17 protein-coding genes and 2 pseudogenes are annotated in these 20,288 nt (G+C 69.6%); 7 read left to right on the plus strand and 12 right to left on the minus strand.

Features of this window, described 5'->3' with window-relative positions:
* Positions 1–79: 79 nt before the first annotated feature.
* Positions 80–808, plus strand: coding sequence for an ABC transporter permease (locus tag ACLB9X_RS30155; RefSeq protein WP_410363603.1), 729 nt, complete (start codon positions 80–82; stop codon positions 806–808).
* Positions 805–2,439, plus strand: coding sequence for a dipeptide ABC transporter ATP-binding protein (locus ACLB9X_RS30160; protein WP_410363604.1), 1,635 nt, complete (start codon positions 805–807; stop codon positions 2,437–2,439). Before ACLB9X_RS30155 ends, ACLB9X_RS30160 begins: the two co-directional genes overlap by 4 nt.
* A gap of 535 nt (positions 2,440–2,974) precedes the next feature.
* Here ACLB9X_RS30160 and ACLB9X_RS30165 read toward each other — a convergent pair.
* A complete protein-coding gene (locus ACLB9X_RS30165; RefSeq protein ID WP_410363605.1) occupies positions 2,975–3,610 on the minus strand; it encodes a GntR family transcriptional regulator in 636 nt (211 codons plus the stop codon).
* Between the two features lie 120 nt (positions 3,611–3,730).
* Here ACLB9X_RS30165 and ACLB9X_RS30170 point away from each other — a divergent pair.
* Positions 3,731–3,923 (plus strand): annotated as a pseudogene (locus tag ACLB9X_RS30170) (IS256 family transposase); the annotation flags it as partial.
* A 40-nt stretch (positions 3,924–3,963) separates the two neighbouring features.
* On the opposite strand, the gene ACLB9X_RS30175 reads toward ACLB9X_RS30170, so the two are convergent.
* The gene (locus tag ACLB9X_RS30175; protein ID WP_410363606.1) at positions 3,964–4,932 is read right to left on the minus strand and encodes a hypothetical protein; all 969 of its coding nucleotides are present in this window, start codon (positions 4,930–4,932) and stop codon (positions 3,964–3,966) included.
* A gap of 119 nt (positions 4,933–5,051) precedes the next feature.
* Here ACLB9X_RS30175 and ACLB9X_RS30180 point away from each other — a divergent pair, with 119 nt between their 5' ends.
* Complete coding sequence (locus ACLB9X_RS30180) at positions 5,052–5,546, plus strand: MarR family winged helix-turn-helix transcriptional regulator (RefSeq protein ID WP_410363607.1); 495 nt, start codon at positions 5,052–5,054, stop codon at positions 5,544–5,546.
* 380 nt (positions 5,547–5,926) lie between these two features.
* Positions 5,927–6,512, plus strand: a pseudogene (locus ACLB9X_RS30185) (IS6 family transposase); the annotation flags it as partial.
* Positions 6,513–6,842: 330 nt separating this feature from the next.
* Here ACLB9X_RS30185 and ACLB9X_RS30190 read toward each other — a convergent pair.
* From ACLB9X_RS30190 to ACLB9X_RS30215, 6 genes are all read right to left on the minus strand, one after another.
* On the minus strand, positions 6,843–7,694 hold the full coding sequence (locus ACLB9X_RS30190; protein WP_410363608.1) for an alpha/beta fold hydrolase: 852 nt from the start codon (positions 7,692–7,694) through the stop codon (positions 6,843–6,845).
* 443 nt (positions 7,695–8,137) lie between these two features.
* Complete coding sequence (locus ACLB9X_RS30195; RefSeq protein ID WP_410363609.1) at positions 8,138–8,713, minus strand: Dps family protein; 576 nt, start codon at positions 8,711–8,713, stop codon at positions 8,138–8,140.
* A gap of 855 nt (positions 8,714–9,568) precedes the next feature.
* Positions 9,569–10,195, minus strand: a complete 627-nt coding sequence (locus ACLB9X_RS30200) for a hypothetical protein (protein ID WP_410363610.1) — start codon at positions 10,193–10,195, stop codon at positions 9,569–9,571.
* Between the two features lie 39 nt (positions 10,196–10,234).
* Positions 10,235–11,533 (minus strand): ABC transporter permease, encoded by a 1,299-nt coding sequence (locus ACLB9X_RS30205; protein WP_410363611.1) that lies wholly within the window; start codon positions 11,531–11,533, stop codon positions 10,235–10,237.
* Positions 11,530–12,216, minus strand: a complete 687-nt coding sequence (locus ACLB9X_RS30210) for an ABC transporter ATP-binding protein (protein WP_410363612.1) — start codon at positions 12,214–12,216, stop codon at positions 11,530–11,532. Before ACLB9X_RS30210 ends, ACLB9X_RS30205 begins: the two co-directional genes overlap by 4 nt.
* Positions 12,213–13,655 carry a peptidoglycan-binding protein gene (locus tag ACLB9X_RS30215; protein WP_410363613.1) on the minus strand — a complete coding sequence of 481 codons (1,443 nt, stop codon included), beginning with the start codon at positions 13,653–13,655 and terminating at the stop codon, positions 12,213–12,215. Before ACLB9X_RS30215 ends, ACLB9X_RS30210 begins: the two co-directional genes overlap by 4 nt.
* Before the next feature lie 226 nt (positions 13,656–13,881).
* On the opposite strand from ACLB9X_RS30215, the gene ACLB9X_RS30220 reads away from it, so the two are divergent.
* Both ACLB9X_RS30220 and ACLB9X_RS30225 read left to right on the plus strand, forming a co-directional pair.
* Positions 13,882–14,562, plus strand: a complete 681-nt coding sequence (locus ACLB9X_RS30220) for a response regulator transcription factor (RefSeq protein ID WP_410363614.1) — start codon at positions 13,882–13,884, stop codon at positions 14,560–14,562.
* 1 nt (position 14,563) lies between these two features.
* A complete protein-coding gene (locus ACLB9X_RS30225) occupies positions 14,564–16,348 on the plus strand; it encodes a sensor histidine kinase (RefSeq protein WP_410363615.1) in 1,785 nt (594 codons plus the stop codon).
* A 189-nt stretch (positions 16,349–16,537) separates the two neighbouring features.
* Here ACLB9X_RS30225 and ACLB9X_RS30230 read toward each other — a convergent pair whose 3' ends face one another.
* The 4 genes from ACLB9X_RS30230 to ACLB9X_RS30245 all read right to left on the minus strand — a co-directional run bounded on the left by ACLB9X_RS30230 (position 16,538) and on the right by ACLB9X_RS30245 (position 20,288).
* Positions 16,538–18,082 (minus strand): FtsX-like permease family protein, encoded by a 1,545-nt coding sequence (locus ACLB9X_RS30230; protein WP_410363616.1) that lies wholly within the window; start codon positions 18,080–18,082, stop codon positions 16,538–16,540.
* Positions 18,079–18,798 (minus strand): ABC transporter ATP-binding protein, encoded by a 720-nt coding sequence (locus tag ACLB9X_RS30235; protein WP_410363617.1) that lies wholly within the window; start codon positions 18,796–18,798, stop codon positions 18,079–18,081. Before ACLB9X_RS30235 ends, ACLB9X_RS30230 begins: the two co-directional genes overlap by 4 nt.
* On the minus strand, positions 18,795–19,331 hold the full coding sequence (locus ACLB9X_RS30240; RefSeq protein ID WP_312870161.1) for a PadR family transcriptional regulator: 537 nt from the start codon (positions 19,329–19,331) through the stop codon (positions 18,795–18,797). Before ACLB9X_RS30240 ends, ACLB9X_RS30235 begins: the two co-directional genes overlap by 4 nt.
* Before the next feature lie 303 nt (positions 19,332–19,634).
* Positions 19,635–20,288: a response regulator gene (locus ACLB9X_RS30245; protein ID WP_410363618.1), complete on the minus strand. Its 654-nt coding sequence runs from the start codon at positions 20,286–20,288 to the stop codon at positions 19,635–19,637.

Here is a 20,288-nt window from a genome sequence, read left to right on the forward strand (position 1 = left end):
CAAGCCGATTCGCAGAGCGTCGACGGCACTCGCGACGGTCGTACTCGTCATGATGCTGGGCTGGGCCTTCTTGCCCGAGATGTTCGCAACCCATGACCCGGTCGCCGGTGTGCCCACCGAAAAGCTCCAACCGCCGGGCGCCGAGCACTGGTTCGGCACCGACAACCTGGGCCGGGACATCTACTCGCGCGTGGTCCACGGCTCCGCCCTCTCCCTGCAGGCCGCACTCATCGCCGTGCTCGTAGCCTCCACCGCCGGCTCGCTGATCGGCTTGCTCGCCGGTTATCTCCGCGGCTGGGTCGACGACGTGCTGATGCGGATCGTCGATGTCGCCATCGCCGTTCCGGGTATGGTCCTCTCGCTCGCGATCGTCACGGCACTCGGGTTCGGAACCGTCAACGTCGCCGTCGCCGTGGGACTGGCCGGCGTCACGACATTCGCAAGGGTGATGCGGGCGGAGGTACTGAGAGTCACCACGGCGCAGTATGTGGAGGCGGCTGTCGTCTGCGGTGTCCGCCGGTGGGCCGTATTGGCCCGCCACGTCCTGCCCAATGCCCTCGGACCGGTCGTCGTGCTCACCGCCTTGGAGTTCGGCACCGCGATCCTGTCCGTCTCGGCGCTGAGCTTTCTCGGCTTCGGTGCCGCGCCACCCACGCCCGAGTGGGGAAACATCATCTCCGAGGGCCGCAACTACCTCGCCACGGCCGGCTGGATGACCACCCTTCCGGGCGCCATCGTGGTGGTTGTCGTCCTTGCCGCCAACCGCTTCGCACGCATCCTCGAGCGCCCCGTAAGGAGCGAGCAATGACCCGCCCGCCCAACCACGAGCCAGTACTGCGCGTGCGCGACCTGACCGTCACCTACCACGGCACCGACAGCCCCATCACTGCAGTGCGCGGCGTCGACCTCGACATCATGCCGGGAGAGGTAGTCGCTCTGGTCGGCGAGTCAGGATCGGGCAAGAGCAGTACGGCACATGCGGTGGTCGGCCTGCTTCCGCCGGGCAGCAGAATGACCGGATCGATTCGCGTCGACGGCGTCGAGATGAGTACGCTGTCCCAAGCGCGGCTGCGTGACATCCGCGGGCGGGTGATCGGATTCATCCCGCAGGACCCTTCCCAGTCGCTCGACCCGACGAAGCGCGTGGGTGACCAGGTCGCTGAGGTGCTGCGTATCCACGATGCCACGTCCAGACGCGCGGCCCGCAGTCGCGCCGTCGACCTGCTGGAGGCCGCGGGACTGCCGGATCCCGCTGTCCGTGCCAAGCAGTACCCGCACGAACTGTCCGGCGGCATGCGTCAACGCGTCCTCATCGCGGCAGCGCTTGCCTGCCGGCCCGCGCTCGTCATCGCGGACGAGCCGACCAGCGCCCTCGATGTGACCGTTCAGGCCCAGGTCTTGGACAGCCTCGACCAGCTCACTCGCGACATGGGCACGGCGGTGCTGCTCGTCACCCATGACCTCGGCGTTGCGGCGGACCGTGCTCGACGCGTCGTCGTCATGTCCACGGGCCGGATCGTCGAACACGGCACACCGCAGACAGTTCTACGCTCCCCGGCACACTCGTACACGCAGCGGCTCATCGCCAGCATTCCCACGCTGAACACCGCCATGGCGCGAGGCCGGCCCGAACCACGCGAGGCCACCCCACTGCTCGTGGCGCATCGCCTGGTCAAGGAATACCGCCACCCCGGGCGCAGCGGCCGACGGCGGTCGCGATTCCGCGCAGTCGACGACGTGAGCTTCACCATCGGGAAGGGCGAAACCTTCGCGATCGTGGGCGAGTCCGGATCGGGGAAATCGACCACCGCACGGCTCATCACTCGATTGACCTCTGCCACAGCAGGCGACCTGACTCTCGGGGGGCTTGACCTCGCACGCGCCAAGGGGAAGGCGCTCCGGCAGATGCGCAAACGAATCCAGCTCGTGCATCAGAATCCAGACGCGTCCCTGGACCCCCGCATGACGGTGGAAGCCATCGTTGAGGAACCCATGTGGGCGTTCGGCGTGGGCACCGCACCGTTGCGCAGAGCCCGCGCAGCCGATCTCGTCGACCAGGTCGCCCTGCCGAGATCGGTGTTGCAGCGGCGGGCCCGAGAGCTCTCCGGTGGGCAGCGACAACGGGTGGCAATCGCCCGTGCCCTGGCACTCCAGCCCGAGCTTCTCGTGTGCGACGAGCCGGTCTCGGCACTCGATGTCACAGTCCAGGCGCAGATTCTCGACCTCTTGACGGGTCTCCAGGCCGAGCTCGGGCTGAGCTACCTGTTCATCTCCCACGACCTCGCGGTCGTCGGGCAGATATCGGACCGGGTGGCAGTGATGCGCAACGGCAGAATTCTCGAGCTCGGAACCACCGAAGAGATCTTCTCCGCACCCCAATCGGCCTACACCCGACAACTGCTGGATGCGATCCCCGGAAGAGGCGTCTTCTCGGCCTGACCGCCGCCGGTCAGGATCACACAGACGATGTTGCTCAACCCTCCGGGCGAGTTCCTGCATGCGAGATCGGCTCAGCCTGTCCTAGCGGTGATTTGTTGACTTCACTTCGGGCTGAGCCTGGCGGTAGGTGGATGGGCAGCAGGTGGTGGTGACTGTCCGGCCGTTTCCGCCTGCGCCGGGCCGCTGGAGGGAGCTGCGGTCCGGTTCGACAACCTGTTCTCCTCGTGCGCCCCGAGCGGCGAACTGCGTGGCGGTGCCCGCGCGCACTGTCGTGGTTCTCCGTCCGTGTGGAGCCGGCCTGCAGACATGGCGCGGACCTGTGGCCCCGGCCCTGCCGAATCCTCGCTGCGGGCGTCCCCGTTCCTTCGCCCAGCTCACGGAAACCATCGGTCCTGCCTTCCGCCGCGGGGGCCTGGCTCACCTGCACCTGTTCACGCCAGCACGGCCAAAGGCGCGTCAGCCCCGAGCTGGAGCGGTAGGAAGGCGAGACCCGGACGGCACTCCGGACGACCGCACCACCACGGGGGCGTCCCCTTTAGACCCCCGCGAAGCCGTTGACCAACGTCCGCGCGACTTCGCTGAGATGCGAGTGCATGAGTTCTTGGACAGCCTCGCAGTCGCGGGCGCGTAGGGCATCGATGACGTGCCGGTGCGCTTCAAGCTCCTCCTCGGAGGTGATGTGGTCCTCGACGTTGGGGAGCAGGTAGTGCAGTCGGCGTACCTCGTCGATGAGGTCTTCCAGGATCCTTCGGGTACGTGCGCTTCCGGTGACGTCGGCGAGGGCGAGATGGAACAGGCGTGCTGCGCCCAGCGCGGCCTCCAGATCTGTACCTGCGTCCACCTGCTGGGAGACCAGGCGCTCAAGTCGGTCGAGCTGTTCGGGTGTGGCGACCTTGGCTGCCTCGGCGGCCAGCGCGGGCTCGAACATGCGGCGGATCGCGAAAATGTCCCGCACATCGCTCAGCTCCACGGGACGCACGAGGTAGCCCTTGCGGGGCAGAACAACCACCCAACCGGTGTAGGCGAGGAGGCGGAGCGCTTCGCGCACCGGCGTCTTGCTGACGCCGAACTCCGCCGCAAGATCCGCCTCGTACATCACAACGCCAGGTGGCCTCTCCACCCGCACGATCTGGTCTTTGAGTCGTTCATACACGCCATTTGTGAGCGACACTGCACGCCTCCCCGCTGCAAATATGTCACAGAAACTCTTAAGACATGTGAAGCATGTATCAGCGTCAGCGTGGACTGTCCATCACAGAGAGATCCGCAGGGTGATCGGCAGCGCGGACGCGATCGCGTCAACGCCCGTGGCCGCAAAGCCGTCCGCGCCCGAGGCCGCTTTCCGAACGAGACCGCGGCGCTCAAGTGCGTCTACATGACGCCGATGCGCCTCGACCCGACTGGCAAAGGGCACCCGCCGCTGGACCATCCGCTGGACGGCGCCGCTGAACGCCTTGCAGATCGCCTTCGAAGGCCGGGTCACCCTGCCTCCACGTGACCCACCTCGACAACGAAGATCAACCGTCAGGTTGACGCACGCCGGCGCGCGGCGAAGGTGAACAAGGCGGCCGCTGCGGCGATCCAGCCCAGCAGGGTGAGCAACGGCCGGACGGTGTCGTGTCCGCCGAAATACGCGGACGACCGCACCAGGTCGATGAACTGGCCGAAGGGCAGCATCTGGTGCAGCGCCCCCAGGGCGGCCGGGAGCATGTCCGGCGGCACACTGCCGCCCGCCGTGGGGATGCCGAGGATGAGCACGAAGGTCATGGCCACCGGCATGAAGTGGTGCTTGGCCAGCAGGGCGACTGCCGTGGTCAGCCAGCCGATCGCCTGAGTCAGCAGGAAGGCGTAGACGATCAGGACGGGCTTGGCGGGCACGACGTCCATCGATACTGCCACCGCGTAGACGGATACCGACGCGAACGCGCCTGTGGCGGCGATCGCTGCGGCCTTCTTGCCGGCTGTCCACGTGACCGCCTGGAGCAGCACGATGGACGTGATCATTCCGACCAGCAGCAGCGGCATGGCGTAGAAGAACAGGCCGACTCCACTGACGTCGCCTCTCGCCGCGGGTACCAGGTCCACGCTCGTTGCCGGGGCGCCGCTGACCTGCTGGGCGACTTCCCGGCCTATGGCCTCCTTCAGGTAGTCAGCCCGGATTGCGCTGGAGGCCGAGGCGAGGAGCAGTTCGGGGTTCTGCGGGTCTCCCGCGACGTAGGCGCCGGCGAGCTCGCCCTGGCGGACCAGGCGCTCGGCTTCCTGCCGGTCGGATAGCCGCCGGATCTCGACACCGTCTCCGGCCACCTGTCGTACGGCCTTCTCGACCGCCGAGATCTGGGCGTTGGTACCGGTCACGCCGAGGTTCATGTCATGCGGAGCGGGGCTGGCGAAGGCCCCGAGGAACATGACGGCGAAGGCGGCGGCGAAGAAGAAGGGGAACCACACGACGGCGGCGAAGCTCTTGCCCGTGGGACGGCCCTGGGGTCCAAACATGTCTGTCTCCTGCTGATCGAGAAGGCCCCGATGCGCCGAGACCCTGAGTTGATACGTCAAGTCGCTACCGTAAGCGCACCTGACTTGACACGTCAAGTCGCGTAGGAGACAGTGGTGCCATGGGTCATCCCGGCAGCTACCTCAGCCCGCACGAGCGGGACCTCTGGCGCGGTTTCCTGGCCTGGAGTGAGCGTGTTACCGCCTCTGTCGCGCGCGCCCTGACCGAGCAGAGCGGCCTGTCCGTGCCCGAGTTCGAGATCCTCGTGCGGCTCTGGGAAGCCCCCGGGCACAGTCTCGGGCAGCAGACTCTGGGCGACTCGCTCTCCTGGTCGGCCTCCCGGCTCTCCCACCAGCTCAGCCGCATGGAGAAACGCGCACTACTCAGCCGGGAAGGCGCGGGCAGCGGGCGCTATATGACCATCCGCCTCACTCCCGCGGGAGCCGAGGCCGCCCGCCGTGCGCTCCACGTTCACGCCGAGGCGGTGCGCGCCTTCTTCCTCGCCCCGATCGGCGACACCCAGCGCGGCGCGCTGGCGGCCCTGCTTGCTTCCGCCACCCCGGCGGACGGACACACCGCCCAGTCCGAGAGTCGGGGCACCCTTGGCGCTTCCTGATTGACAGAGTCGTACGCATGGCACGAAAGGGCGCGGACGTCCGGGCTATCGGTGGCCGGATGCGCCGCGGCTGTTGCGACACGGAGCTCCGGCGGGTCACGTCCCGCCATGCGTTGTAGCCGGCCGACCCGTCCGGATCGGCGCGTCCGGATGGCTGCACCACTCGGTGGGACGCCCCCTCCCCCGTCCCCGGGTCAACGCGTTCACCGTGTGGAGATCGCCCAGGGGCACTCCACCACGCGGCCTGTCTTTGACCCGGATCGCAGTCATTTGACAGGGCGCTGTCACGTTGCCTGGCAGGATGGGGTGATCTTCTGGTTGATCATGGTGGAGGGGGATCGTCCGTGGGGAGCGCGTCGCCGTCGTACAGGGGTCACCGGTACCCAGTCGAGGTGATCTCCCGCTGCGTGCGGCTGTACTTCCGGTTCCCGCTCAGCTTCCGCGAGGTTGCGGAGCTGATGCTAAAGCGCGGTGTGATCGTCTCGTATGAGACGGTGCGGCGGTGGTGTCGGAAGTTCGGGCAGGCCTACGCCGACGGACCAGCTTGCGCCGCCGCGGGCCCCGGCCTGGGGACAAATGGCACTTGGAGAGGTCTTCATCAAGGTCAGCGGAGAGCTGAAGTATCTGTGGCGGGCTGTCGACCAGGACGGCAACGTGCTCGACATCCTGGTGCAGAACCGCCGGGACAAGGCCGCGGCCAGGCGTTTCTTCCGCAGGCTGATGAAGAAGACGTGTTCGGTGCCGCGGGTGGTCGTCACCGACAAGCTCAGTTCCTGCGGCGCCGCCCATCGCGAGGTCATGCCCTCCGTCGAGCATCGCTCGCACAAGGGACTGAACATCCGGGCGGAGAACAGCCACCAGCCGACGAGGCAGCGTGAACGCGCGATGAAGGGCTTCCGCAGCATCGGCGCGGCCCAGCGGTTCCTGTCCGCGTTCAGCGGTATCTCACCCCCACTTCCGCCCCCGCCGCCACCTGATGACCGCCACCCGACACCGCGCCGAAATGACAGTCCGCTTCGCCATCTGGGACCAGATCACCGGCGCTGCCGGCTGGCCCACCACGGCCTGACCACAGGCCCGGAACCCGGCACCACCACACCCCTGACACGCCGTCACCCCACACACTCAACAACGTGACAGTGCCGGATGAACTGCTCGCCGCCTGGGCAGCCGCTCGGCGAGTTGGGTTTCGAGTCCGACGAGGATCAGAAGACAACGGCCGTAGGCGGGCCTCAAGGGGGAGGCCGCCTACGGTTCGTCGGCTGCGGCGCGTCGTCGGCCACAGCCTGCGATGGTTCAGCGAGTGTCGCGGGCAGCGCGGAGGATGAGGTCGGTTACCGCCGCCGGGTGCGAGACCGCGACCGCGTGCGAGGCGCTGTCGACGGTGACAGTTTGAGCGTGGGCGCGCTCGGCCATCCACTGCTCGGCCTTGGGCGGGATGTTGTAGTCCTCGCCGGCGATCAGGGCGTAGGAGGGGACGTCCTGCCAAGCCGCCTTTGAGGCCTTCTCCTCCAGGGCGAGAGTGGAGACCGGCCGCTGGGTGGCCGCCATGATCGCGGCGGTCGTGACGGGTACGTCGGCGGCGAACTGCTGGTGGAATCTGTCCTGCTGGATGGTCAGCTCTGTGCCGGTGCCGCCGCCGGGAAGGGGGTAGGAGGCGGTGTTGACGGCCTCGCCCAGGGTGCTGCCGGGGAACTTGGTGGCCAGCTCGCCGGCGCTTTCGCCGACGTTCGGGATGAATGCAGCGATGTAGACCAGCGCCTTGACGTCGGGGTCCCCGGCGGCGGCCTGGGTGATCACCGAGCCGCCGTAGGAGTGGCCGACCAGGACCACCGGCCCCTTCACGGTGTCCAGGACACTGCGCAGGTAGGCGGCGTCGCTGCTCAGACCGCGCAGCGGGTTGGCCGTGGCGATGACCGGGTAACCGTCGCGCTGCAGGCGCTGGATCACGCCGGACCAACTGGAGGCGTCGGCAAAGGCACCATGGACGAGCACGATGGTCGGCTTGGCCTTGCCCGCCCTGGCCTTGTGTGAGGCGGCGCTGCTGCTCACTGTGCTGGCGGCAAGCAGGGAGCCGGTCACGATCGAAGCGAGCGTCACGGTGGCGATGGTGTGGACAGTTGAGCGGGCGCGAGAGAAGCGGAACATGATGGTCTCCTTGGAGATGGTCGCAGTGAAACTTCTTGCGGGGAAGGTCGCGCGGCGTGCCACGGGTGTGCCGCGTTCGATTCGTTCTGTCTGCGCTTGAGGAAGCGCTCTCCCAGCTCATCCCTCCCGTGAAAGACAGGGTCATGCGGTTGGGATGGGCGAAAGAAGACTCGGCTGGCAAGGGAGGTCACGCTCTCGCCTGCCGGCCGGAAATCCGACGGCCGCGGCGGGACCGGGGCACAGGCACCGCACACCCTGAAGAGCGCGTACGATCCGGTGCCCCTCCCCCTTCCGGCGTGAAGACCTGGGCTGCGGCCAAGACGGGGCAGGTGCAGCCAGGTTGGAGTCTGCCACCCGCAGATTTCGACACTTCCAGGAACTGGCAGCGGCCCGCTGCCACCTCTGTGGAGCGGCCGATTGCGGCGTCGGCGGTCCTGATGCGCTCAGACGCGGACGAGAGGAGTGTCGACCAGGTGTTCGGCAAGGAACCAGGCCTGCAACTCACCCGTGCGGATCACCTGCGAGACCAGAACGTCGTTGGTACCGTCATCGCCCAACTCGGCGCTGCGGGCCGCCACGTCATGGGCCTCGACCAGGATCGTCTCGTGCGCCTCCAGCAACCGCCCGAGCATCCCCGGGACTTCCTCCACCCCATCAGGCGGACGTGGAATCGACGTGATCTCGGCGACGTGCCGGGGATCGCCCACCGCGACGCCGCCCAGGGTCTGAACCCGCTCGGCGATCGTGTCGACGAGTTCCAGTTGCTCTCCCGCATGCTTGTCCAGCAGCACGTGCAGCTGGTAGAAGGTCGCGCCCCGCATGTTCCAATGGTGCTTCTTGTAGAGGCTGTAGAGGATCTGCGTGTCCGCCAGGACCTTGTTCAGGCGCTGGCAGGAGTACATGCGCGCGTCGTAGGACAGGCCGAGAGGGAACTGCTTGACCGTCCCGAACTCCTGGATCACCTTGCCTTTTTGATGCAGCCGCGGCTGGCTGCTCAGGGTGTTGGGGCTGGTGGTCATCAAGCGCCTCCTGCGGTGCCGTGCTTGCGATACGTGAGGGACGCTAGGCGCTGACATCGGCAACGCGTTGACCATGAGCGCATGCGGTGATGCTCATCAGCGCACCGCCGCGTACGGCGCCGGTTCCAGGGCATTCCTTCCCGGCGGGCGGCCGTGCACTCAGCCGGACGGGTTTGACGCCTTCGACGCCGGTCGTGAACCCGCCCACCGCGACACGGCTCGGGTCCGCCCTCGCCAGGCGAGCTGTGCCTGCTTCGCCACGACGCCGGGGCCCAGCCGATGCACCGGCATGTCCCGCCAGCGCCCGGATCCTTCGTTCATGGCGCACTGAACTTTAGCGTGCGCCTCGGTCACTTCGGGTGAACCGGCCGTCTTCCTGTGCGCTTAGACCAGCAGTGGCGCTCACGGTCAATTACCGCCTGCTCAGTGGTCTTGGCGTGACGACGCCCAAGAGTCCGCGCCTGATCAGTGTCCGGTTGCCGGTAGGGCCGGCCGGCGTTCCGCCCCCACCTCAGGAGAGTCCCATGTCCGGTGTGGTCGAGCGGGTTCAACCGGTGCTGGAGCCTGCTGCAGCCCCCTTCAGGTAGGCGACCGCCAGGCCGCCGTACCTGTTCGACCTGCCGCCCGCCGAGGGGCCGCATCACACCGTCGCCCGCTGGATCGTCACCGACGGTGCCGACCACCACCTCGCCTTCACCTGCATCGCCGTGGCCGGGGACTTCGCGCGCGGGACTGCCGTGCACCGCCTCTTCTTCTTCACCTCGGCAAGGGGACGTACGACGACGGTCGGCTCGGCTCGGCTCGCCGAGCGAGTCCGGCCGGCCACGGAGTCGCAGGGGCTCCAGATGGCGCTTCCTACTTGAACGCCTCGATCTCGCAGTCCCGGATGATCTTCTCGGCCCGTGCCGATCCCTTCTCCTCCTCCGAGACGCTGCTGTCATAGTTCCAGCCGCTGCCGTCGGGCAGAGCTTTGACCGGCAGTCCGCGGTGGTTGATGCACGTGACCCAGGCGCGGAAGTCTTCGGCGTAGTTCGGGTTCTGCTGGGGGTCGGTCTCCGGTGCGGGGAGGGGATTCTTGTTCTCGCAGGCCTTGACCGCCTCCGCCGGCTGCTGCTCGTCCTCGGGGCCGGTCAGCACGTACTCACCTCCCGATTTGGATCCGGTGACCTGCTCCACCTTTCCGCCGCGCTGCTTGAGGCAGGAGTAGTAGGCGTTGTACAGGGCGCGCACCTCGTCCTCCGTGCTGTCCACACGAAGGCGTGGCCGCCCCTCGTCCGCGTCGGCGGAAGACGCCGACGCCGACGGCTTCTTGGCGCCCTCCTCCAGGGACGCCACTTCGTCCTTCTTGCCGGAGCCGCCCGAGTCACCGGACCCGCCAGAGCCGCCGCAACCGGTGAGGCCCAGGACGACGGCGGTCACCACGGCGAAGGGCGCCACGGCACGGCGTGCCGCGAGCAGACGGTTTCCTTTGATCGTGAGCATTGAGTGCACCTGTTCGTGAGTGTGCGTACGTGGTCGGTTTCAGGTCGAGGCCAGCGCCTGGGTGGGTGTCAGACGGGAGGCTCGTACGGCGGGGTAGACACCGGCGACGACGCCGATGAGGACGGCGCCGCCCAGACCGGCGCCGACCGCGGTGGCGGGGATGACGGGCGGCCAGTCGCGGAGGGACGCGTAGCCGATGGCGGCGGCACAGCCGAGCAGGACCCCGGCGGCGCCGCCGAGCCCGGACAGGACGACCGACTCGGTCAGGAACTGGCCGCGTACCTGGCCCCGGCTGGCGCCCAGAGCCCGCCGCAGGCCGATCTCGCGACGGCGTTCGAGCACCGAGATGACCATGGTGTTGGCCACGCCGATGCCGCCGACCAGGAGGGCGATGCCGGCCAGGCCCACGAACAGGGCGGAGAACGTGGACTCGGTCGCCCGCTTGGCGGCCAGGGCGTCGGAGGGCCGGCTGACCTGCACGAGTCCGGGCGTCTGCGGGTCGATGGTGGCGGGCAGCACGGCGCGGACGCTTTCGACCGCGGATTCCTCGGCCCTCGTGTACACCACGGTCGGGCGGCCGTCGAAGTCCAGCTCGTTGACGGCGGCGTCCCAGCCGACGAGGACGGCCCGGTCGAGGTCGTCGGCCAGCGGGACGGGGCCAATGATGCCGATGACGGTGAACCAGCGGTCGGCGATGCGTATCTGCGGGGCGGGCTCACCGGCGCGCAGGGCGCCGAAGCCGAGGCGCTTGGCCGCCGCGGCACCGAGGACCACGGTCGGGAACCGGTCGTTGTCCTCGGTCAGGAACCGGCCGGAGACCACCGTGCCGCCGACGGTCCGCAGCAGGTCGCGGTGGGCCGCCAGCACGCTCAGGCCGGTGTAGTCCGCGGGGTCCGCGCGGTCCGAACGGTGCACGGTGGCATGGGTGTTGGCGACCGCGCTGGCCCTGATGACCGGGCCGACACGCTCGACCATGTTCACCGATTCCGCCGGCAGGGAGACGGGCTTGTCGCTGCCCTGGTTGGACACGGGCTGGGCGCGCAGCAGATTGGTGCCCAGAGCGGACAACTGCTGCATCAACGCCTTCTGGCTGGACGCCGGGATGGCTGTCACGATGATCATCGTGGCGATGCCGATGGAGATCCCCAGGGCGGACAGCGCCGCCCGCAGCTTCCTGGTGCGGATGCCCAGCAGGCCTAGCCCGAGCAGGTCGAGCGGCGTCAGGCGGACCGGGCCGGTGGGCGCGGCCCTGCGCCGTCCGGGCGCGGCGGTGGCCGTTCCCTGGAGCGCCCGTGACTCGGCGGCGGGTGACTCGGCGGGCGGCTTCAGATCGGTCATGCGCTGTGTCCGGTGTGTGTGTCGGTGACGATGCGGCCGTCGAGGATCTCGACGCGGCGGGGCATCTGCGCGGCGATGCTGCGGTCGTGGGTAATGAGCGCGATGGTGGTGCCCTCCGCGTTGAGCTGCAGGAACAGGTTGAGGACCGCGGCGCCGTTGGCCGTGTCCAGGGCGCCGGTCGGCTCGTCGGCGAGGACCAGCGCGGGCCGGTTGACGAGCGCCCGGGCGATGGCGACGCGCTGGCGTTCACCGCCGGACAGCTGGTCGGGTCTGTGGTCGGTGCGGTGGGCGAGCCCGACCCGTCCGAGGGCTTCCCGTGCCAGGGCGTGGCGGCGCCGTCGGGGCACGCCCGCGTACAGCAGGCCGGTGGCGACGTTCTCGGCGGCGGTGAGTCCGTCGGTGAGGTGGAACTGCTGGAAGACGAACCCCAGGCGCCGTCCCCGCAGGGCCGACACCTGGCGGTCGGACAGCCGTGAGATGTCGTTGCCGTCGAGTTCGACGGTGCCGGAGGTGGGCCGGTCCAGGGTGCCCATGATGTTCAGCAGGGTCGACTTGCCGGATCCGGAGGGTCCGACGATCGCGAGGATCTCCCCGTCCCGCACGCTGAGGGAGACTTCGTCGAGGGCGCGGACGCCGCCCGCGTAGGCCATGACCGCGTCGCGTACGGCGATGACGGCGTTCACGAGGCGGTCTCCACACGCAGTCCCTCGCGCAGGCCGGAGCCGGTGACCTCGACCATGCCCCTGGCGAACATCCCGGTCTCGACGGCGACCAGTCGGCCGTCCTCGGTCCGCAGCGCGTAGCCCCCTTCGCTCAGGGCGAGCAGGGCTCCCACGGGAACCGCCAGCACGTCGCGCTTCGTCCGGCCGGGGAACTCCACCTGAACGGGGGCCGAGTCGAGTCGTCGTGCCTCGTCGTCGCTGTCGAGGCGGACGGTGACGGTGACGCGTCCCGCGGTGGCGCTCTGGCCCGGGTTGTCCCCCTCGTCGTCCTGTACGACGCTCCCGACAGACGTGACGGTGCCGTTCACCTGCCTCTGGTCGGGGAGCGTCACGCGGACGCGGGCGTCCTCGTGTACCGAGCCGGCCTCCGAGGCGTCGACAGCCAAGGTGACCTGTTTGCCGGTGGAGGTGACGGAGATCAGACCGGTGCTCGTGTCGTCGCCGACCTGCGCGAGCACCTTGCCGACGCGTACGGCTCCGGACGTGACGAAGACGTCTCCCGGCTGGATCACTCCCGAGGGGTCCATGTCCTGGCTGCGCTGCCATCGCCCGATGGCGGCGATGAGGCTCTCAGTGAGCACGGCGTCGCCCTTGCGCACCTTGGTCAGCGTGGCGGAGGGCTCTGCCCGACCGTCCTCGGCCTGCGTCCCGGATCCGCCGTCCGACGTCCCGGATCCGGCGTCCGACGCCGAAGGACCGGGCCCTGTGCCGGGCTGTGCCGTGGCCGCCGCGTCCGCCTCCCCGGCGGAGGGACCGCTCGACGAGGAGGCCGCGGTGCTGCGCACCCAGGTGCCCTCGGCGGGCTGCGCGCCGATGTCGTAGCCAAGGCTCCGGAGATGGTCCGCGACGACGCGCACGTCCCGGCCCACCAGACCGGCCCTGTCCAGGGGGCGGAACACCGGAGTGTCACCGTGGAGCAGCACGACCGGGCGGTCGTCGATGCGCCAGATCGTCTGACCGCGTTTGATCGTGGCACCCGCCTCCGGCAGCCAGGTGACCCGTCCGCCGCCGTACGGGTGCAGCGTGCGCTGAGCGCCGTACCCCAGGTTGCCGGGCAGCGAGAGGCTCTCGGAGAGGGTGGTGCGGCTCACCGTGGCGAGCTCGACCTGCTGGGGCTCCGCCGCGGCCCGTTCGGCGCCGCCGTCGGGCCACATGACCGTGCCCGTCGCGGCGCCGCCCGTCGCGAGGAGGACCACCGCGACGCCGACCGCCGTTCGGCGGCGCCGTGCGGACCTGCCCCTGGACGCCGGAGCCGGGTCGGCCGGCGACTCGGTCACCGCGTCCTCCCCGGACCTCCCGGTATACGGCTCCTCGTCACCCAACGGCCGCACGGCGGCCAGGCGCATCGTCTCCTCGGGGCTGACGTGGGCACTGTCCGTCCCCCTGCGGTTGTCACTCATGCTTCGCAGACTCTTCTCGTGCACATGGCTCGTTCCGGACTGTCGGGCGACGGCGATCGGGGTGCGCGCGGAGCACGGCATCCGGCAGACCTTCCGCGGGCCGTTTCCCCTGCCGCGACAAGGCCGTACCGCAGAGCCTGGCGTACGGATATCAAGAAGTGGTCAGCGTGCGAGTTTCCTCTCAGTCGTGCCCATGCCATGGCGAACCGGACTTAGCATCGGCCCGATGAGCGCACATATCCTGGTCGTTGAGGACGACGCGAAGCAGGCGGCGGTGATCCGCCTGTCCTTGGTCCCGGAGGGACACGTCGTCTGCGTCGTGCACGACGGGCCGGCCGCCCTCGAACAGGCGCGGCGGTGGCCCCCGGACCTGATCGTCCTCGACGTGATGCTGCCGGACATCGACGGCTTCGAGGTGTGCCGCGTCCTGCGCGCGGAATGCGACGCGCTCGTGCTCATGCTCACGGCGCGCACCTCGGAGGACGACATCCTGACCGGCCTGGACCTGGGTGCGGACGACTACATGACCAAGCCCTACAGCCCGCGCGAGCTGACGGCCCGTGTCCGGGCGATGCTGCGGCGCAGCCGCAGGGAACCCGACGACGACGGGGCGCTGCGGGTGGGCACGCTCGTCGTGCACCCAGACCGGCGCGAGGTGCTGTGCGACGGGCGGCGAGTGTCCTGCACACCCGGCGAGTTCGGGATCCTCAGCGCCATGGCGGCCTCGCCCGGGCGGGTCTTCACACGCCGTCAGCTCCAGCGGTGCTTCGGCGACCAGCGGATGCAGAGCGAGCGGGTCATCGACATGCACATCTTGAACCTGCGCAAGAAGATCGAGGCCGATCCGCGGTCGCCGGCCCGGCTGGTGACGGTCTTCGGCGTCGGGTACAAGCTGATCGGCGGGTAGCGTGGCGAACAGGATTCCACTGCGCCACAGCCTCCTCGCGCGGCTCCTGGCCACCTCGGTGTTGATCGCGATGTGCTCGATCGCGGCCACCACGTGGCTCGCGGTGCGCATCACCACCCGCGCGATCGAGCAGGAACAGGGGCAGGTACTGGCGGACGACGCGGCCATCCGGGACGAGCTCACGGGGTATGCCGCCACCCACGCCGACTGGAACGGTGTGGGACCGGTCCTCGATCGACTGGCCCGCAGGACGGGTCAGCGCATCGCGTTGACCACCGAAACCCACCGGGTGATCGCCGACACCGCCGCGGAGGCGGCCGCGCTCCCCCGGCGTGCCTCCGCCGCCATCGATCCGCTGCGTGCGGAGTCCGTTTCGGGCGCCGGCCGGGTGGAGGGCTATCGCATCGACCCGCGTGCGGTGGGGCCCTACCGTCTTCCGACCGAGGAACGCTCCGCGCTGCACCAGGTCGCGAAGAAGATGTCGCTCTGCCTGCGCGACTTCCGTATAGACGTCCGCGTGGCCGAATCCCCCAGCGGGCGGCCCTCGCTGGAGTCTGCGGAGGACGACGGCCCGCTGGACATGGCCGAATGCGACTACGGCGAGCTGAGCCAACCCACCCCGACGGAACAGCGGGCCCTGAAGCGGCTCGACACGCTGGTGGAGCAGTGCCTCGCCGAGCAGGAACCCCCGGTGACCGGGATATTCCAGATCCAGCCCGATCTCACCTGGGTGAGCAAAGAGATAACGGACCAGAAGTCCAAGAAGGCCGTGGACGAATGCGTCGACGACAGCCGCAGAAAGCAGCTCGACCCGTATGTCGCGCCGCCCGCGCTGCTCTACCTCGCCTCCGCGGACGGAGACACCGCCCCCCGGTTCGACCTGTCGAAGGGGAACACGATCCGTCTCGTCGGTGTGACGGGCGCCGTCCTCGCGCTGACGGTCGCGGTGACGGCGGCCATCGCGATCCGGCTGGTACGGCCCTTGCGCGCGCTCACGGACGCGGCGCAGCGCTCGGGCGAGGAGTACGTCACCGTACCGGTCACCACTCGTGACGAGACCGGTTACCTGGCGGCCGCCTTCAACGACCTGTCCGAGCGTCGGTCCCGTATCGAGGCGCAGCGCAAGGCCATGGTGAGCGACATCGCGCACGAACTGCGCACACCGCTGACCACCATGCGGGGCTGGCTGGAGATCGCGGACGACGGGATCGTCTCCCCGGACCCCGAGTTCGTACGCTCCCTCCTCGAAGAAGCGGTGCTCCTGCAGCGCATCGTCGACGACCTGCAGGTCCTCGCCGCCGCCGACGCGGGCGAACTGCGGATCCATCCCGAGCCGCTGCGCGTGGCGGACGTGCTTTCCCAGGTGGCGGCCGCCCACCAGGCGCAGGCGGCCGCATCGGGGGTGGCGCTCCAGGTGCACGCCGCCCCGGACGTCGAACTCACCGCCGACCCGGTACGCCTGCGTCAGGCCGTGGGCAATTTGGTGGCCAACGCCGTCCAGCACACTCCTGCCGGAGGCTTCGTCACGCTCGCGGCCCGCCGCGGCGGTGACACCGTCACCCTTCAGGTCACCGACACCGGCTCCGGTATCGCCCCGGACGACCTCCCCAGCGTCTTCGACCGGTTCTGGCGCGCGGAGAAGTCACGCAGCCGCCGGACAGGCGGCAGCGGTCTGGGCCTGTCCATCGTCCGCAAGCTGACAGAGGCCCATGGCGGGACGGTCAGGGCCGAGAGCACGCCGGGCGTGCGGACGGTGTTCACCATCGAGATGCCGACGGGCGAGTAGCTGTCGGCGGTCCCGAGCGGAACCGCCCCGACACAAGAGTGATCATGAGCGTGGGGACGGTCGTGCGTCCGGGACCTCAGTGTGCGGCCCGGGCACCGGCCCTGTCCGGGCGGCGACCGACACGGTGGAGTACTGGTCCTTGATCCACATCTTCCCCTTACAGCTGGTTCCCCGCATGCGCGACCCGGCTCACTGCACGCGCAGTTCCGTGGCCCGAGTGTTCAAGCGGAGGAAAAGCAGGCCGACGAGGGTGATCGCGACGGTGGCGGCGACGGCTCCCCCGGCGAGCAGGGCGAGCCGGTCCCAGGGAACGTGTACCGTGACCGGCACCTTCTCCGCCGTGAGCAGCACGGTGTGTGCCTGCTCGTAGGCGGGGTCCTGACAGGCGTCGGCCGGATCGCCCGGCAGCGGTGTGCAGCGGCGCACCTCCATCCGCGCCGCTTCGCGGGCGTCCGGTACGGCGAAGCGCGGCAGCAGCGCCCCCACGGTCACCGACAAGGCGACCGCGGGAATGACGGGCGTGAGGACCTGCCAGCCGAGCGAGCGGGCGAGGACGCCCCGCTGGGTGCCGGCGGCGACGAGGGAGGCGAGCGTGCGCCTTCTGGCCGCGACCCCGTCGACGAGCGCCACCAGCAGGCCCATGGCCGCAATCGCCATCGCCACCAGAACCGCGTATCCCACCAGTGCGTACGCCCGCTCGTAGAAGCCCGTGCCGGACGGGTCGTACGGTTCACCGAGGAGCCGTGCGAACCGCCGCGTGTTCTCCTCCTGGGCCGCGACCGTCGCCACGGTCAGTGCGGAGAGTCCGGCGGCTGCGGACCCGGCGATGAGCGCGACCAGCATCGCGGAGAAGGTACGGCTGCCGGACCACGGGTCGGCCATCAGCCGCCTGCCGGCCAGGAGCGCGGCGGGACGACGGGCGAAACGGTGCAGCACCCGGCCGACGGTGTACGCGATCCAGCCGGTTCCGGACACGACGCCGACGCTGACGGTGAGAGCACCGACCGCGATCAGTCCTCCGATGACCAGCAGGGGCACGTCGTCGTTCCGCGGATGGTCGGTGAAGTACCGGTGGACCGGTTCGACGAGCGCGCACGCTCCGAGACCCGCGAGGACGAGCACGCCCGGCGTCCTGCTCGGGCGGCCGCGCGAGATGCCGCGGACCACGCCGAGCGGGGTGAGCGTGACGCGGCGCAGGGTGAGCACCGCCAGCAGTGTGACGAACAGCGGCACGCCCGCGACGATGCCAGTCATCAATGCGGGTCCGGGCAAAACGTCCGTCGGCAGGGGCCGGCGCCCGTCGGCACCGGGTGCGTCGAGCAGCGCACGGCCGAGGAAGTACACGCAGTAGCCCGTCGCGACACCGAAGGCGGACGCGAGGGCGGTCTCGGCCGCCGCGATCCGGACCACCTGGCGCGGTGTCGCTCCCGCCATCCGCATCGCCGCGAGCCGGCGCTCCCTGCCGGGAGCGCCGAGTCGGCTGCACTGCGCGACGAACGCCAGGACCGGAATGGTCAGCAGCAGCATCCCGAACGCGACACCGGGGCGCAGCCCTTCGTCGTTGAGCAGGTCGTTGGTGTACGTCGCCGCGTGCGGTCCGGTCACGGCGAGGACCGTTGCCGCGGCGAGCAGGGTGAGTGTGCCGAGAGCGGCGCCGAACGCCGTCAGTGCGATGCGGATCCGGTCCGCCCGCCCGCCGGCCAGAGCGAGCCGGAGCGTGGTGAGCGGGCTCACCGGGAGGTCCCCGCGGTGCCGGCGGAAAGCGCTGTGCCCGCACCGAGCAGAGCGAAGTCGTGGGCTTCCACCGCTCCGTCGCGCAGCCTGATCTCCCGGTCCGCGTACGCGGCGACGGTGGCGTCGTGCGTGACGAGCACGACGGTGGTGCGCTGGGTGTGGGCGGCCTGGACCATGTGCTGCAGTACGGCCTCGCTCGCAAGAGTGTCGAGTGCACCGGTCGGCTCGTCGGCGAAAAGGATTTTCGGCTCGGTGACCAGAGCCCGGGCGAGCGCCACCCGCTGCTGCTGCCCGCCGGACATCTCACCGGGCAGCCTGTCCGCCAGTTCGGCCACCCCGAGCCGGTCGAGCCACTCAAGTGCCGTCGCCGCCGCCCGGCGCCGGCGGACACCGCCGAGCAGCAGCGGCAACGCCACGTTCTCCGCCGCGGACAGCTCCATGACGAGCTGTCCGAACTGGAACAGCACCCCGAAGTCCGTACGCCGCATGGCCGAGCGCTGGGACTCGCTCCACTCGTCGACACGCCTGCCCTGGTACCGGACGGTGCCGGCGTCCGGGCTCAGGATGCCCGCCAGGATGTGTAACAGCGTCGACTTGCCGCACCCGCTCGGCCCGGTGACGGCGATGATCTCGCCCTCCCCCATGCCGACCGAGATGCCGCGCAGAGCCTGTGTCGGCCCGTAGGCCTTCACCACGTCACGGGCTTCGATGATCATTGGTGCACCTCCTGGTGCAGGTCGGTGACGCGGTCCACGGCGGTCTGCATCCACCGCAGATCCGCGTCGAGGTGAGCGATCGCCAAGTCGGCGGCCAAAACGTGGGCGATGGGCAGCGTTCCCGAGGATTTCGCCGCTGTGAGTGCACGCATCCGTGCGAGATGGGCGGCCCGCTGAGCGGCGAGATGGCGGCGGGCGGTCGCCTCGTCCGCCACCAGCAAGGTGATCACGACCTTGGCCAGCAGCTCGTTCGACAGGTGGGGCGCCGGCGGTTCGATCCGCGAGATCCATGCGGCCAGCGCTTCCCGCCCGCGGTCAGTGACCTCGTACACCGTGCGGTCAGGGCCTCCCACACGGTCGTGCCCGGCCTCGGCGGCCAGGCCGTCGCGGTCCAGGCGCTTGAGGGTCGCGTACACCTGCCCGAAGGGAAGCGGCTTGGCACCCGGCAGGTGCGAGTCGTGGGCGTGCTTCAACTCGTACCCGTGCATGGCGCGCGGGGTGAGCAGACCGAGGAGGACATGGGGCGTGGACACGGCCCTAACTATTCACTGAGAGAATAGAGTGTGTCAACCGTGTCCGTCGTCGGTGCACTGCCGGGCGGGTGCGGCGCACCAGGGGCGCCACTCACAAACACCCTCGGCTCTCGGATCGAACGCCGGGAACGGTGGGCTCACCACCACGTCCAGGGACGGCTTGCGTTCGTCGCCGGGCGAGCACCAAACGCCTGCCCCCGACCCAAGGTCTGGTCGCCCTCCCGCACGCGCCCGCCCACCGAGCCGCGGCGGAGGCGGCGGAGTACGCGCCGCAGGGATACCGGCCTGCGTCCCGGTCTCGGATCAGCTGTTCATCAGGCCTGACTCCCACGCCCAGGCCGCGATCTCCACTCGGTTGCGCGCCTCGATCTTGTTCTGGATCCGCGTCAGATGCGTCTTTACCGTGCCGACGGTGATGTGGAGGCGCGCCGCCACCTCGGCGTTGGTCAACCCCCTGGCGACGAGCGTGACCACCTCGGTCTCCCGGGCAGACAACTCGGCCCCCGGAGCAGCCGCCGGGGCGGCCGCCGACGTACGGAAATGGCGCAGCAGCCGCACCGTGATGGCCGGACTGATCAGCGCCTCCCCGGACGCCGCGGCCCGCACCGCCTCGACCAGCAAGGCGGGGCCGGAGTCCTTGAGCAGGAAACCGCAGGCACCACCGAACAGCGCACGGTGGACGTACTCCTCGTCGCCGAACGTCGTCACGACGATCACCTGTGGGGGCTCGGCCACGCCCGGCCGCCGCAGCAGCCGCAGCGCCTCCAGGCCGTCGAGCCGGGGCATCCGGATGTCCATCAGCACGACGTCCGGGCGGTGGCGGGCGGTGAGTTCCACGGCCTGGACCCCGTCCACCGCCTCGGCGACGACCTCGATGTCGTCCTCCGCTGCGAGGATCAGGCCGAAACCGGTGCGGACCATCGCCTGGTCGTCCGCGAGCAGCACGCGAATGGTCAC

The sequence above is a fragment of the Streptomyces sp. 5K101 genome (genome assembly GCF_046506645.1).
Taxonomy (GTDB): domain Bacteria; phylum Actinomycetota; class Actinomycetes; order Streptomycetales; family Streptomycetaceae; genus Streptomyces.